Below are 14,973 nucleotides of genomic sequence, written 5' to 3'. Positions count from 1 at the left end.
AGCAGGCGGGGGCGCATGGTTGTGTTGACAACCATGCGCCCCCGGTCCGTTTACCGTCATCTGCGGCTGGTCATCGCATCGAACATTCTGTAACATCTCGGCTGTTTTTACATTCCGCTTACTCGCCGCCGCGCATGCTGCACCGACATCGTCACCTGACCGCCTGGCTTGGCGTGCTCGCGATCTGGTTCGCGATCGCGGCGCCGCTGGTGTCGCAGTGGCGCATCGCGCAGGCGGCCACGCCTGACGCGATCGTCTGCAGTGCAGAGCACGGTGCGCATCGGTCGCCCGATGCGGGCCGCATGCACGATCACGCGCTGCATCTCGATGCGTGCGGCTACTGCGGTTTCTTCGCACACAGTCCCGCGATCGGCTCGCCTGCCGCCGCATCGTTCGCTTCCGCTTCCGTCGTTTCCGATTCCGCCGCCGTGCCGCCTACCGTCGCGGCGCGCACCGACCGCTATCCGCGCGCGTATCCACGCGCACCGCCCGAGCGCGCCTGACGCGCTGTCTTCCGTTCCATCTACCGCCGATATCCGTGCGGCCCGTCGAGGCCGCGTGGAGGGCGTCACTCGGGCTTTCGATCATGACCATTTTCCAGTTGCGTGCGCCGCGGGCATCACGCAATGCCTGTGCGCGGCGCGTGCCGCGCATGCTGAAACTCACCGTTCCCGCGCTCGCCGTCGGTGCGCTGGCCGCGACTGCCGCCGCCGAAACGACGCGCGCGGCCGGCGTGCCTGCGGACGACGCGGCCGTGCTGCTGCCACCCGTCGAAGTTGTCGCGTCGCCGCTGACGACGCCGCTCGTCGTCGTCACGGATCCGAAGGCGCCGCGCCAGCCGCTGCCCGCCAGCGACGGCGCGGATTACCTGAAGACGATTCCCGGCTTCACATCGATTCGCAGCGGCGGCACGAACGGCGACCCCGTGCTGCGCGGGATGTTCGGTTCGCGGCTGAACATCCTGGCGAACGGGATGCCGACGCTCGGCGCCTGCCCGAACCGGATGGATGCGCCGACTTCGTACATCGCGCCGGAAAGCTATGACAAGGTCACGGTTGTCAAGGGGCCGCAGACGGTGATGTACGGTCCCGGCGCGTCGGCCGGTACCGTGCTGTTCGAGCGCGTGACGCCGCGGTTCGACAAGCCGGGCATGCGTTTCGAGGGCAGCCTCGTCGGTGGCTCGTTCGGGCGCAACGACCAGAACATCGACGTGACGGCCGGCACGCCTGACGTCTACGGCCGCGTGACCGCGAACCACGCGCATTCGCAGGACTACAAGGACGGCAACGGCAACACCGTACCGTCGCAGTGGGACAAGTGGAACGCCGATGCGGCGCTCGGCTGGACGCCCGACGACCACACGCGGGTCGAACTGACGGCCGGCACGGGCGACGGCTACGCGAAGTATGCAGGCCGCGGGATGGACGGCGCGCATTTCCGCCGCGAGACGTTCGGCCTGTCGTTCGACAAGCGGCATCTCGGCGACGTGCTCGACCGGATCGAGGCACGCGTGTACTACAACGAAGCCGACCACGTGATGGACAACTACACGTTGCGGCAACCCGACCCGACCAGCAGCATGCCGATGCGGATGGCGGCGGAGGTGCGGCGTCGCACGTTCGGCGCACGCGCGGCCGCGACGTTTCGCTTCGGCGACGACTTCAAGCTCGTGACGGGTGTCGATGCGCAATCGAACCGGCTCGATTCGCGCTCGGCGATGGGGCGGCAGAACTACGGCGACCAGCCGTGGAATGCGCAGGCGACGATGTGGAACGCGGGCGTGTTCGGCGAACTGACGTGGTACGCGAGCGACGTGTCGCGCGTGATCGGCGGCGCGCGTGTGGACTACGCGAGCGTACGCGACAAGCGCGCGACGACGAGCGGCATGATGATGAGCAAGCCGAACCCGACCTTCGACGACGATCGCGCACGCGTGCTGCCGAGCGGCTTCGTGCGCTACGAGTGCGATCTCGCGTCGCTGCCCGTCACGTGGTACGCGGGCATCGGTCATGCGGAGCGCTATCCCGACTACTGGGAGCTGTTCTCGGCGAAGCGCGGGCCGGCCGGTTCGGTCAACGCGTTCTCGGCGGTGCAGCCGGAGAAGACCACGCAGCTCGACATCGGCGCGCAATACAAGAGCGACCGGTTCGATGCGTGGGTGTCGGCCTACGCGGGCTACGTGCAGGACTTCATCCTGTTCAACTACGCGGCCGGCATGATGGGCCCGACCACGCAGGCGACCAACGTCAACGCGCAGATCATGGGCGGCGAGGCAGGCGTGTCGTGGCGGCCGGTTGCACCGCTGCGCGTCGAGACGTCGCTCGCGTATGCGTGGGGGCGCAACGTGGCGAGCGGCGATCCGCTGCCGCAGATGCCGCCGCTCGAGGCGCGCATCGGGCTCGAATACACGCAAGGCGCGTGGTCGGCCGGTGGGCTGTGGCGGATCGTTGCGCCGCAACATCGCGATGCACTGAATGAGGGCAACGTGGTCGGCAAGGACTTCGGCCCGAGCGCCGGATTCGGCGTGCTGTCGCTGCATACGCAGTACAACGTCAGCAAGACCGTGCAGATCTCGGTCGGCGTCGACAACGTGCTGAACAAGGCCTACACCGAGCACCTGAACCTCGCCGGCAACGCGGGCTTCGGCTATCCGGCGAACGCGCCGGTGATGGAGCCGGGTCGTACCGCATGGGTACGCGTGAGCGCGAAGCTGTAGCGCATTGCGCGTGTGCAATGCAGCATGCGCGCGCATGAACGCGGCCCCGCCCGAACGGGCGGGGCGCGTCAACCGATTAGAGAACCGTGTCTAGTCGGGGCGCAAACGTTGGCCAGTCGTGTTTCACTCCCGCATTCGACGGTCACGGCGCACGCGAGGGCGCCGCATGCGTCGATTCGATTTCATTCGCACCGGCAGCACAATAATCAGGAGAACATGCATGGCCAGATCGATGCGTTCCAGGGTGGTGGCAGGGGCAGTGGCATGCGCGATGAGCGTCGCGCCGTTCGCGGGGACGACCGCGGTGATGACGCTCGCGACGACGCATGCGGCGATGGCGGCGACCGCGCCCGCCGACAATTACGCGACGACGCGTTATCCGATCATCCTCGTGCACGGGCTCTCGGGCACCGACAAGTACGCGGGCGTGCTCGAGTACTGGTACGGCATCCAGGAAGACCTGCAGCAGCATGGCGCGACCGTCTACGTCGCGAACCTGTCGGGCTTCCAGAGCGACGACGGCCCGAACGGGCGCGGCGAACAGTTGCTTGCGTACGTGAAGACGGTGCTCGCCGCGACGGGCGCGACCAAGGTCAATCTCGTCGGTCACAGCCAGGGCGGGCTCACGTCGCGTTATGTCGCGGCTGTCGCGCCCGATCTCGTCGCATCGGTGACGACGATCGGCACGCCGCATCGCGGCTCCGAATTCGCCGACTTCGTGCAGGGCGTGCTCGCATACGATCCGACCGGGCTTTCGTCATCGGTGATCGCGGCATTCGTCAATGTGTTCGGAATCCTTACGAGCAGCAGCAACAACACGAACCAGGACGCGCTCGCGTCGCTGAAGACGCTGACGACCGCCCAGGCCGCCACGTACAACCAGAACTATCCGAGTGCGGGCCTTGGCACGCCGGGCAGTTGCCAGACCGGTGCACCGACGGAAACCGTCGGCGGCAACACGCATCTGCTGTATTCGTGGGCCGGCACGGCGATCCAGCCGACGCTCTCCGCGTTCGGTGTCACGGGCGCGACGGACACGAGCACCATTCCGCTCGTCGATCCGGCGAACGCGCTCGACCCGTCGACGCTCGCGCTGTTCGGCACGGGCACGGTGATGATCAACCGCGGCTCGGGCCAGAACGACGGGCTCGTGTCGAAGTGCAGCGCGCTGTACGGCCAGGTGCTGAGCACGAGCTACAAGTGGAACCATATCGACGAGATCAACCAGTTGCTCGGCGTGCGCGGCGCGAATGCGGAAGATCCGGTCGCGGTGATCCGCACGCATGCGAACCGGCTGAAGCTGGCGGGCGTGTAATCGATGACGGCACGTGAAGGGCGCGCGCCGCTGGCGCGGCGCGCTGCGATCTACGGTGTCGTGGGGCTGGCGGCGATCACCGGCGTCGCGATGTGGAGCGGTGCGGGATGGCATCGCGGTACAGGGTCCGCCGGCGAGTCGCCGGATGCGGCGGCGGTGGGCGGCGTGGCTGCGGCACCGCCGCAGGCCGCCGTGCCGGCGAGCACGGGCCTGCCGTCGTCGCTGGCCGGTTCCAGCGCGCCGCGGCTGCCGCTCGATGCCGGCGGCCATCTCGCGAAGTCGCGCGCGGTGCGCGATTTCTTCGACTACTGCCTGACCGCGCAGAGCGACCTGAGTGCGGCCGCGCTCGATGCGCTCGTCGCGCGCGAGATTGCCGCGCAGCTCGACGGCACGGCCGCACAGGCCGAGGCGCTCGACGTGTGGCACCGCTATCGCGCGTATCTCGACGCGCTTACGAAATTGCGCGATGCCGGCGCGGTCGACAAGTCCGATCTGGGCGCACTGCAGCTTGCGCTCGACCAGCGCGCGTCGATCGCGTATCGCACGCTCGGCGAGTGGAGCCAGCCTTTTTTCGGCGCGGAGCAGTGGCGGCAGCGCTACGATCTCGCGCGGCTGAAGATCGCGCAGGATCGCACGCTGACCGATGCGCAGAAGGCCGAGCGGCTCGCGGCGCTCGAGCAGCAGATGCCGGCCGACGAACGCGCCGCGCAGCAGCGTGTCGAGAAGCAGCGGGCCGCGATCGACCGGATCTCGCAACTGCAGAAGAGCGGGGCGACGCCCGATGCGATGCGCGCGCAACTGACCCAGACGCTCGGGCCCGAGGCTGCCGCGCGCGTCGCGCAGATGCAGCAGGACGATGCGTCGTGGCAGAGCCGCTACGCGGACTATGCGGCGCAGCGTGCGCAGATCGAGTCGGCCGGCCTGTCGCCGCCGGACCGCGACGCGCAGATCGCCGCCTTGCGGCAGCGCACGTTCACGAAGCCCGGCGAAGCCGTGCGCGCGGCTTCGCTCGATCGCGGCACGGGCACCGCGCAATAACGCGGGCAGCGCTGCGTGTGACCGGCCTCATGCCGCGCGCGTGATGTGCTGCGGCAGATGCCGCTCGATGGTCGCAGCGAGCGTGTCGAACGCGGGCTTGATGCCTTCGTGCGCGACGCACGCATAGCCGAGCAGCAGGCCGCGCCGCGCGGTGTCGAGGTTGCTGTAGTAGCTGGTGAGCGGGCGCACGATCACGCCCGCGTCGAACGCGCTCTGCGTGACCGCGCGATCGTCGCAGGCATCGGGCAGGCCGAGCACCAGATGCAGGCCGGCCTCGTCGCCCATCACGGGCAGCGCGTCGCCGAAGCGCGCGCGGATCGCGTCGATCATCAGTTGCCGGCGCTCGCCGTACAGCGTGCGCATCCGCCTGACGTGAGAAGTCAGGTGGCCGTCCATGATGAATTCGGCGAGCACGGCCTGCTGCATCAACTGGCCTTCGCGATACAGCTCCGACAGCCCGGTGCGGAAGGTGTCGACCAGATGCTCGGGCACGACCATGTAGCCCATCCGCAGGCCCGGGAACAGCATCTTGCCGAGGCTGCCGACGTAGATCACGCGGCCGCCGTCGTCGAGCCCCTGCAGCGACGCGAGCGGGCGGCTGCCGTAGCGGAATTCGCTGTCGTAATCGTCCTCGATGATCCAGCAGCGGTGCTGGCGCGCGTATTCGAGCAGCATCCGGCGCCGCGCGAGGCTCATCACCATCCCGAGCGGGTACTGATGCGACGGCGTGACGAGCACGAGCCGCGGCGGATGCTGCATGTCGCTGGCACGCGGGGCGAGCCCTTCCTGGTCGACCGGTACCGGCGCGAGCGTGAGCCCGGCCGCCTGCATTACGCTGCGCACGCCCCAGTAGCATGGCTCCTCGACCCACGCGCGATCGCCGATGTCGGACAGCAGCCGCACCGCGAGATCAATCGACTGATGAATGCCCGTCGTGATGATCACCTGGTCCGGCGAGCATTTGACCGAGCGCGCGACGCGCAGGTAATCGGCGAGCGCGCGCCGCAATGGCCGATAGCCGCCGCCCGGCGCATAGGTCAGCAGCTCGGGGTTCGCCTCCTTCCATAGCCGCGCCTGCAGGCGGCTCCACGTGCGGCTCGGAAACTCCGACACGTCCGGCACGCCCGGCATGAACGCGCCCCACTGGCGCCGCGACACGCCGGCGTGCTCGATCAGTCGCCGGCCGCGCATCGACAGGCTGCCCTGCGCGTCCGGCAGCGGCAGCGTGCCGGCGTCGGACGGCGGCGGCGCGGCGCCCGGCGCGCGGATCGCGGCGGCGTCCGGCCGCGTGTCGGCCACGTAGGTGCCGCTGCCGGTCGTCGTCAGCACGTAGCCTTCGGCCGTCAACTGGTCGTACACATGCAGAACGGTATTGCGCGCGATCGACAGGTCCGCCGCGAGCGTCCGGGAACTGGGCAGTTTCGTTCCAGGCCCCAATTCCCCGGTCAGGATGGCCTGCTGCATCTGCTGGAGCAACTGCCGGTACATCGGCTCGGACGAGCCGCGGTCGAGGCGGGCGGAGAGCCAGTCGGCAAGGATCACGGTATCCAAAGTGGTCCTACTAGTAATATTGAAATGGTTCCCTATTGTAGAACCGTGCGCACCGTATAGTGGATCGCATCTCAAAAAGCGATTGTCGCGGAGCAAGGGGACAGCCACGATGAAGTCCGATGATGTGATCGTCAGCTTTCGCGGTGTGCGGAAGACCTACGACGGCGAGACGCTGGTCGTCAAGTCGCTCGACCTCGATATCCACCGCGGGGAATTCCTGACGCTGCTCGGGCCGTCGGGTTCGGGCAAGACGACCTGCCTGATGATGCTCGCCGGTTTCGAGTTTCCGACCGGCGGCGAGATCCGCCTCGACGGCGAACTCCTGAACAATGTGCCGCCGCACAAGCGCAACATCGGCATGGTGTTCCAGAACTACGCGCTGTTCCCGCACCTGACGGTCGAGCAGAACGTCGCGTATCCGCTGAGCGTGCGCAAGCTGCCGGCCGCCGAGCGCGCGGAGCGGGTCGCGCATGCGCTGAAGATGGTGCAGATGGAGCGCTTCGCGAAACGCTATCCGGCGCAGTTGTCGGGCGGCCAGCAGCAGCGCATCGCGCTGGCGCGTGCGCTCGTGTTCGAGCCGAAGCTCGTGCTGATGGACGAGCCGCTGGGCGCGCTCGACAAGCAACTGCGCGAACACATGCAGTACGAACTGAAGGCGCTGCACGAGAAGCTCGGCGTGACCTTCGTCTACGTGACGCACGACCAGGGCGAGGCGTTGACGATGTCCGATCGTGTGGCCGTGTTCGACAAGGGCATCGTGCAGCAGCTCGACACCGTCGACCGCCTGTACGAATCGCCGTGCAACGAATTCGTCGCGAACTTCATCGGCGACAGCAACCGGCTGCGCGGCACCATCGCGCGCGTCGACGGCGAATTCTGCGAGTTCCGGCTCGACGACGGTACGAAGCTCGTCGGCCGCCATATCGGCGAAGCCGCCGAGGGCGCGTCGGCCGTCGCGTGCATCCGCCCCGAACGCATGAGCCTCGCCGCGCACGGCGCGAACGGGCACGCGAACGGCGCAGCCGCGAACCGGCTGACCGGCGAGGCGCGCAGCCTCATCTATTTCGGCGATCACGTGCGCATGCGCTGCGCGCTGCCGGGCCAGGACGAATGCTTCGTGAAGGTGCCGCTCGGCACCGGCGCGCTCGACGCGTTCTCGCCCGGCGCGCCGGTCGCGCTCGCGTTCGCGCCCGAGCACCTGCGCGTGTTCGCGTGAGCCCGGCTTTCCCGATTTACCGCAGCACGTCGTCAACAACAACTGCCCACTTCCACCACGAGAGGAGAGGAACCATCATGAAACGAGCAAGCTTTACCGCGCGCCGCACGGCGCTGGCACTGGCGCTCGCCGTCGTCGGCGCATCGGCAACGGCCGCCGAACTCACGGTCGTCAACTTCGGCGGCGCGAACGGCGACGCGCAGAAGGCCGCGTTCAACCAGCCGTTCGAGAAGGCAACCGGCAACAAGGTCACCGCCGTCGAATACAACGGCGAGCAGGCGAAGGTCAAGGCGATGGTCGAGGCGAAGCACGTCAACTGGGACGTGGTCGAAGTCGAGTCGGGCGACCTGAACCGCGGTTGCGACGAAGGGCTGTACGAGAAGCTCGACTGGTCGAAGATCGCGAAGAAGTCCGACCTGATTCCGGAATCGCCGCAAGCGTGCGGCGTCGGCTTCTTCGTGTGGTCGACGGCGCTGTCGTACAACGCGGACAAGCTGAAGTCGGCACCGACCGGCTGGGCCGATTTCTGGAACGTGAAGAAATTCCCCGGCAAGCGCGGGATGCGCAAGGGCGCGCGCTACAACCTCGAATTCGCGCTGATGGCCGACGGCGTCGCGACGAAGGACGTGTACAAGGTACTCGGCACGAAGGCCGGCCAGGATCGCGCGTTCAAGAAGCTCGACGAGCTGAAGCCGTACATCCAGTGGTGGGAAGCGGGCGCGCAGCCGCCGCAGTTCCTCGTCGCCGGCGACGTCGTGATGTCGACCGCGTACAACGGCCGCATCGATGCCGCGCAGAAGGAAGGCAAGAACCTGAAGGTCGTGTGGAACGGCAGCATCTACGACCTCGACTACTGGGCGATTCCGAAGGGCTCGCCGAACAAGGCGCTGGCCGAGCAGTACATCGCGTACTCGCTGACGCCGAAGCCGCAGCAGGCCTATGCGCAGCACATCGCGTACGGCCCCGCGAACGTCGCCGCGATCAAGTCGCTCGACGCGAAGACGCTCGCGAACCTGCCGAACTCGCCGGCCAACGGCAAGAACGCGGTGCTGGAGGACATCGGTTTCTGGACCGACCACAGCGACGAGCTCGAGCAGCGCTTCGCCGCGTGGGCGACGAAGTAAGCCGGGCGCCTGACGCAAGCAACCGGCCGCGCGGCGTGCGCTGTAGCGCGCCGCGCGGCATGCCGCCGGATCGCGGTCCGGCCGGAGAGAACCGTTGAACACGATGACGATCGCGCCTTCCTCGTCGAGCGCCGCGCTCAAGCGCGAACTGAAGGCTGCCGAGGCCCGCAAGCGCACGATGGCGCTGCTGCTGGTCGCGCCGCTCGCGATTTTCCTGCTGCTGATCTTCGTCGTACCGATCGGCACGCTGCTCACGCGCGCGGTGCAGAACCCCGAGATCGCGACCGCGCTGCCGAACACGGTTGCCGCGCTGTCGGGCTGGGACCGCAAGGCGCCGCCGGCCGACGCCGCGTATGTCGCGCTCGCGGCCGACATGACGAAGGTGGCCGACAGCGAGGCGATGGGCGCGCTCGCGCGACGCCTGAATACCGAGATTCCCGGCTATCGCTCGCTCGTCGCGAAGACGGCGCGCGCGATGCCGCTGAAGGGCAATAACGATGCCGCCGACGCGACGCTGACGCCCGCGCAGACGCGTGCGAAATTCATCGAGCTCGATTCGCGCTGGGGCGACGTTGCGTACTGGCAGTCGATCGCGAAGAACGGCAGCCAGGTGTCGCCGTTCTACCTGCTCGCGTCACTCGACCACAAACAGGACGGTTTCGGCCACATCGTGCAGGCCGATCCCGACCAGTCGATCTATCTCGCGATCTTCGGCCGCACGTTCGTGATCGGCATCGCGGTCACGCTGTTCGCGCTGCTGCTCGGCTACCCGCTCGCGTACTGGATCTCGACGCTGTCGGAGCGGCGCGCGAACCTCGTGATGATCCTCGTGCTGATTCCGTTCTGGACGTCGGTGCTCGTGCGCGTCGCCGCGTGGATCGTGCTGCTGCAGAGCGAAGGGCTCATCAATACGGCGCTGATCGGCAGCGGGCTGATCTCGCATCCGCTGACGCTGCTGTTCAACCGCGTCGGCGTGTACATCTCGATGACGCACATCCTGCTGCCGTTCATGATCCTGCCGCTGTACAGCGTGATGAAGTCGATCCCGCCGACCTACCAGCGCGCGGCCGTGTCGCTCGGCAGCCATCCGTTCGCCGCGTTCTGGCGCGTGTACGTGCCGCAGACCTATCCGGGCGTCGGCGCGGGCGCGCTGCTCGTGTTCATCCTCGCGATCGGCTACTACATCACGCCTGCGCTGCTCGGCGGGCCGAACGACCAGATGGTCAGCTACTACGTCGCGTACTTCACGAACGTGACGATCAACTGGGGCATGGCGTGTGCGCTCGGCGGGCTGCTGCTCGCGGCGACGCTCGTGCTGTACGCGGTGTACGGGCGCTTCACGCGCAGCAACGTGAGCCTCGGTTGAGCGCCGCGTACAACGAAACGGGAAGGGGAATCCGACCATGAAACTCGCCAGGCCGCTGTTCGCGCCGCACATGTCGTTCGTCGAGCGCGCGTGGTACGTCGCGCTGCGCGTGCTCGTCGTGCTGACGCTGCTGTACCTGATCCTGCCGGTGCTCGCGATCGTGCCGCTGTCGTTTTCGTCGAGCACGTTCCTCGTCTATCCGATCCCGGGCTTCTCGATGCGGTGGTACGAGAACCTGATCGCGTCGGACGAGTGGCGGATGGCCGCGAAGAACAGCTTCATCGTCGCGCCGTCGGCCACCGTCGTCGCGACCGTGCTCGGCACGCTCGCCGCGATCGGTCTCACGAAGGCCGACTTCCGCGGCAAGGGGCTGCTGATGGCCGTGCTGCTGTCGCCGATGATCGTGCCGGTCGTCGTGGTCGGCGTCGGCATGTACCTGTTCTTCGCGCCGCTCGGGCTCGCGAATACCTATACCGGGCTGATCGCCGCGCACGCGGCGCTCGGCGTGCCGTTCGTCGTGACGACGGTCGCCGCGACGCTGCAGGGCTTCAACCAGAACCTCGTGCGCGCGAGCCTGTCGCTCGGCGCGAATCCCGTGTCGACCTTTTTCCGCGTGACGCTGCCGGTGATCGCGCCGGGCGTGATGTCGGGCGCGCTGTTCGCGTTCGCGACGTCGTTCGACGAAGTCGTCGTCACGCTGTTCCTCGCGGGCGCGGACCAGACGACGCTGCCACGCCAGATGTTTACCGGCATTCGCGAGAACATCAGCCCGACGATCGCCGCGCTCGCGACGATCCTGATCATCTTCTCGACGAGCCTGCTCCTCGCACTTGAATGGCTGCGCGGACGCAACGCGCGGCGCGCGGTGACGTGATCTGACCCGGCGCGACGGCGGCGCACGTACACCATGCTTCGGCTCATGGCCGATGCGTGGTGCCGCCGGCAGACGCGGCCGGGCCGGCCGCCAGCGCCGACACGACGAAGACGGGCACGCGCCCGGAACGCCGCCCGGCGCTCGCCGGATCGTCGATCGTTGTGCGCTCAACGATGCCGCGCGCAAGGCACGGCATCGCCCAAGCTTTCGTTTCGCTGACTGACGTGGCGGCCGCCTGCAGGTTCGATGCGGCTCTGCAACAATACGGATCGCGGCAACGCGCGCGCCGGTCTTGCCGTCCGGCACGCACGCCGCCGCGCCGCTCAATCCGCGACGTCGCACGTCGCTCGTCAGCCGAGCCTCATCTTGTCCGAATTCGCTTCCTCCGCCGGCGCCCGGGAGCCGGCCGTCAATTGGCGCGCGATGTCCGCCGTGCTGCTGGCCGTCGCGCTCGCGACGCTCGACACCGCAATCGCGAACACCGCGCTGCCCGCGATCGCCGCCGACCTGCACGCGTCGCCGGCCGCGTCCGTGTGGATCATCAATGCGTACCAGCTCGCGATGGTCGCGACGCTGCTGCCGTTCGCGTCGCTCGGCGACATCGTCGGCCACAAGCGTGTGTATATCGCCGGGCTCGCGGTGTTCACGCTCGCATCGCTCGGCTGTTCGCTCGCATCGACGCTGCCGATGCTGACGGCCGCGCGGATCGTGCAGGGCTTCGGCGCGAGCGCGATCATGAGCGTCAACGTCGCGCTGATCCGCGGCCTGTTTCCCGCGCACCGGCTCGGGCGCGGCGTCGGCTTCAACGCGCTCGTCGTCGGCGTGTCGTTCGCGGTGGGGCCGACGATCGCGTCGCTGATCCTGTCGGTCGCCGCATGGCCGTGGCTGTTCGCGGTGAACGTGCCGCTCGGCGTGTTCGCGCTTGCCGTGGCGATTCCGTCGCTGCCGCAGACGGCGCGCGGCAAGCATGCGTTCGATCCGGTCGCCGCGCTGTTCAACGTGATCACGTTTGCATCGCTGATCTTCGCGCTCGGCGAATTCGCGCAGCGCGGGCCGCTTTCCGTGGTGTTCGCGGCGGCCGCGGTTGCGCTCGCGTTCGGCTGGCTGCTGATCCGCCGCCAGGCCGGGCACCCGGCGCCGATGCTGCCGGTCGACCTGTTTCGCCGGCCCGTGTTCACGCTGTCCGCGCTGACCGCCGTGTGCGCGTTCGCCGCGCAGGGGCTCGCGTTCGTGTCGCTGCCGTTCTATTTCGAAACCGTCCTGCATCGCAGCGCGGTCGAGACGGGGTTCCTGATGACGCCGTGGTCGGCGATCGTCGCGCTCGCCGCGCCGATCGCGGGCCGGCTGTCGGATCGATACCCGCCGGGCCTGCTCGGCGCGATCGGGCTCGCGTTGCTGAGCGCGGGCATGGTGTCGCTCGCGGCGATGCCGGCCGCGCCGGGCGTGATCGACATCGGCTGGCGGATGATGCTGTGCGGCGCGGGTTTCGGCTTCTTCCAGTCGCCGAACCTGAAGGCGCTGATGTCGAGCGCGCCGCCCGAGCGCAGCGGCGGCGCGAGCGGGATCATCGCGACCGCGCGGCTGATCGGGCAGGCGACGGGCGCGGCGCTCGTCGCGCTGTCGTTCGGGATCGCGGGGCGTCACGGGCCGACGCTCGCGCTGATGCTCGGTGCGGGTTTCGCCGGGGCTGCGAGCGTCGCGAGCGGGTTGCGGCTGTTTGCGCCGTCGCACCGGAACGGTGTGCCGGCCGTGCAGGAGCGTGTGAATGAGCGGGCGACTGAATAGGGTCGTGCGCGAACAAGGTGCGACCTGTAGACGGCAAGCAATTCGGCGCGCGGCAAACCACTGCCGCGCGCCGGCCTTCACGAATCGCTCAGAACCCGCCCGACTTGATCAACTGGTTGAGGTTCGCGATGTTCAGGCTGCCGAAGCCGGTCGTCAAATCCCAGCCGGTGCCGGCGGTGTAGCCATACCCCTGATAACCGTTGTTCCCCGACACGACGTCATAACGCACGAGCGACGGGTTCGACGGAATCGCGCTATACAGGTTGCTGGCCGGGAAACCGAGGCCCGTGCCGTTCGCCGCGAGCAGGCGCGCCCAGAAGCCCGTGAAGATCGGCGCGGCGAGGCTCGTGCCGCCGATCTGCTGCAACTGGCCGTAGTTGTAGATATACGCGCCCGTGCTTTGCGCGGCGTCGAACGCGACGTCCGGCAACTGGCGGTTGCTGCCCGACTGCCACGACGGCGCGGGCAGGATCGTGCTGACGCCGCCGCCCGTCGCCCACAGCTTGCCGTTGCCGTCGAGCCCTTCGTTCCACACCGTTTCGTTCGAGAACGCGCCTGCCGACGTCGTGTAGAGCGTCGTGCCGCCGATCGCGAGCACGTGCGGCGACGAAGCCGGCCACGACACCGTGTAGTTCGAGCCGTCCGGATAGCCGCGGTTGTTGCACTCGTACACGCCTTCGTCGCCCGACGACACCGAGAACGTCTGGCCTTGCGCCGCGGCCGTCGTGAAGATCTGCTCTTCGGCGTCGATCGTGCCGTCCGCGTTCGCGTCGGTTTCGCACCAGCCGAGCGACACGTTGATCACCTTCGCGGTGTTGTCCGACACTGCGCGGTTGAACGCCTGCGTGAGGCCCGTGTTGCCGGTGGCGTTGAGGTCCGCCATGTAGAACACGAGCTTGCCGACCTGGCCGCCGGCCGAGCCGACGATCGACTGGCTGTCGAGATCCCATTCGCCCTGGCCGTCCTGGTCGTCGCTGTAGCTGCCGCTCGTGCCGGTGCCGTTGGTCTTGACGGCCTGGGTCGAGACCGTGCCGTAACCGTTGCTCGACGTGAACTGCTTCAGGTCCTGCAGCGTCTGCGACACGCCGCCGATCGTGATGATGCCGACGGTCACGCCGGCTGCGGTCGGCACGCCGGTCGCGTTGTAGAGGCCCGGGAATTCCTTCGGATAGTGGCCCGTCGCCGTGCCGGCCGCGAGCGCCTGCGGTTTCGCCACATTGCCGATGCGCAGCAGCGGCCGTGCACGCGCGACGCTCTGCAGCCCGAGCACCGAGCCGACGACGTCGCCGAGCGCGCTCGGTACCTGCGCGGTCGATGCGTTCGCGAAGCCCGAGCGGCCCGCGTACTGGAAGTGCACGAGCGACGTGTTGAAGGCGGTCTTCACGGTGCCGGCCGTGCCGTGCGCGGACACCAGCAGCCGGTTCGGCGCGACCTCGATATTCACGAAGCCGCTCTTGCGCAGATAGTCGACGACCGACTTCACCTGCGCGTCGGTCGGCGCGTAGCTGGCGAGGAACTGCTCGTGCGTCAGGTACTGGCGGTAATGCGCGCTGCCGGGCCGGTTCACGTCGCGCGCCAGTTGCTTGAGCTGCGCGGCGTTGCGCAGCTTCAGGCTGACGACGACGTCCGTCGTCTCGCCGGCCGCGAGTTCGAGCGAAGGCGCCGCGCTGCGCGCCATCAACTGCGGGCCGGTCAGAAAGGCTTTCGTGTGGGTATCGACCCAGTCCGTCGTCGCGTGCGCCGCGCCGGCGGCGAGCACGAGCGGCCACGCGCACGCAAGGCGGCGGGGCGACGGAAGAGGCAGGGCAAACCAGGCGTTCCTTTTCATCGGGAGTCCTTTTTAGGAGAGACGACGTTGCTGGAGCCCTCGACCCTTGTGGGGCCGCGAGCGGTGACGAGCGTAGGGCGTCGGTGCCGTTCAGGTAGCTGCCAGTTTCCATAGCTGTCAGTTCTGACATCGGCGTGCGGAATCGCGCGTCGCGCACGAC

Annotated in this window: 11 protein-coding genes; 9 read left to right on the top strand and 2 right to left on the bottom strand. The window is 68.2% G+C overall.

Annotated elements, in window-relative coordinates:
* The first annotated feature begins 134 nt into the window (after positions 1–134).
* The 4 genes from JYG32_RS23465 (at position 135) to JYG32_RS23450 (ending at position 5,069) form a co-directional block, all read left to right on the top strand.
* Positions 135–503 (top strand): DUF2946 domain-containing protein, encoded by a 369-nt coding sequence (locus JYG32_RS23465; RefSeq protein WP_213267144.1) that lies wholly within the window; start codon positions 135–137, stop codon positions 501–503.
* A gap of 83 nt (positions 504–586) precedes the next feature.
* Positions 587–2,716, top strand: coding sequence for a TonB-dependent copper receptor (locus JYG32_RS23460; RefSeq protein WP_213267143.1), 2,130 nt, complete (start codon positions 587–589; stop codon positions 2,714–2,716).
* A gap of 220 nt (positions 2,717–2,936) precedes the next feature.
* Complete coding sequence (locus tag JYG32_RS23455; RefSeq protein WP_213267142.1) at positions 2,937–4,031, top strand: triacylglycerol lipase; 1,095 nt, start codon at positions 2,937–2,939, stop codon at positions 4,029–4,031.
* A gap of 3 nt (positions 4,032–4,034) precedes the next feature.
* Complete coding sequence (locus JYG32_RS23450; RefSeq protein ID WP_213267141.1) at positions 4,035–5,069, top strand: lipase secretion chaperone; 1,035 nt, start codon at positions 4,035–4,037, stop codon at positions 5,067–5,069.
* Positions 5,070–5,096: 27 nt separating this feature from the next.
* Here the strand turns inward: JYG32_RS23450 and JYG32_RS23445 are convergent, their stop codons facing one another.
* Positions 5,097–6,620: a PLP-dependent aminotransferase family protein gene (locus tag JYG32_RS23445; protein WP_213267140.1), complete on the bottom strand. Its 1,524-nt coding sequence runs from the start codon at positions 6,618–6,620 to the stop codon at positions 5,097–5,099.
* A 109-nt stretch (positions 6,621–6,729) separates the two neighbouring features.
* Here JYG32_RS23445 and JYG32_RS23440 point away from each other — a divergent pair, with 109 nt between their 5' ends.
* From JYG32_RS23440 to JYG32_RS23420, 5 genes are all read left to right on the top strand, one after another.
* On the top strand, positions 6,730–7,836 hold the full coding sequence (locus JYG32_RS23440) for an ABC transporter ATP-binding protein (RefSeq protein ID WP_174378805.1): 1,107 nt from the start codon (positions 6,730–6,732) through the stop codon (positions 7,834–7,836).
* 77 nt (positions 7,837–7,913) lie between these two features.
* A complete protein-coding gene (locus JYG32_RS23435) occupies positions 7,914–8,960 on the top strand; it encodes an ABC transporter substrate-binding protein (protein ID WP_213267139.1) in 1,047 nt (348 codons plus the stop codon).
* 103 nt (positions 8,961–9,063) lie between these two features.
* On the top strand, positions 9,064–10,326 hold the full coding sequence (locus JYG32_RS23430; RefSeq protein ID WP_174378828.1) for an ABC transporter permease: 1,263 nt from the start codon (positions 9,064–9,066) through the stop codon (positions 10,324–10,326).
* Positions 10,327–10,363: 37 nt separating this feature from the next.
* A complete protein-coding gene (locus tag JYG32_RS23425) occupies positions 10,364–11,200 on the top strand; it encodes an ABC transporter permease (RefSeq protein ID WP_047901362.1) in 837 nt (278 codons plus the stop codon).
* A 366-nt stretch (positions 11,201–11,566) separates the two neighbouring features.
* Positions 11,567–12,985, top strand: coding sequence for an MFS transporter (locus JYG32_RS23420; RefSeq protein ID WP_174378803.1), 1,419 nt, complete (start codon positions 11,567–11,569; stop codon positions 12,983–12,985).
* A gap of 88 nt (positions 12,986–13,073) precedes the next feature.
* On the opposite strand, the gene JYG32_RS23415 is transcribed toward JYG32_RS23420, so the two are convergent.
* Positions 13,074–14,813 carry a S53 family peptidase gene (locus tag JYG32_RS23415; RefSeq protein ID WP_213267138.1) on the bottom strand — a complete coding sequence of 580 codons (1,740 nt, stop codon included), beginning with the start codon at positions 14,811–14,813 and terminating at the stop codon, positions 13,074–13,076.
* Between the last annotated feature and the right edge of the window lie 160 nt (positions 14,814–14,973).

The organism is Burkholderia pyrrocinia, assembly GCF_018417535.1.
Taxonomy (GTDB): domain Bacteria; phylum Pseudomonadota; class Gammaproteobacteria; order Burkholderiales; family Burkholderiaceae; genus Burkholderia; species Burkholderia pyrrocinia_E.
Note: the sequence above shows the minus strand (reverse complement) of the source record. Positions and strands in the feature narration are given on the sequence as shown.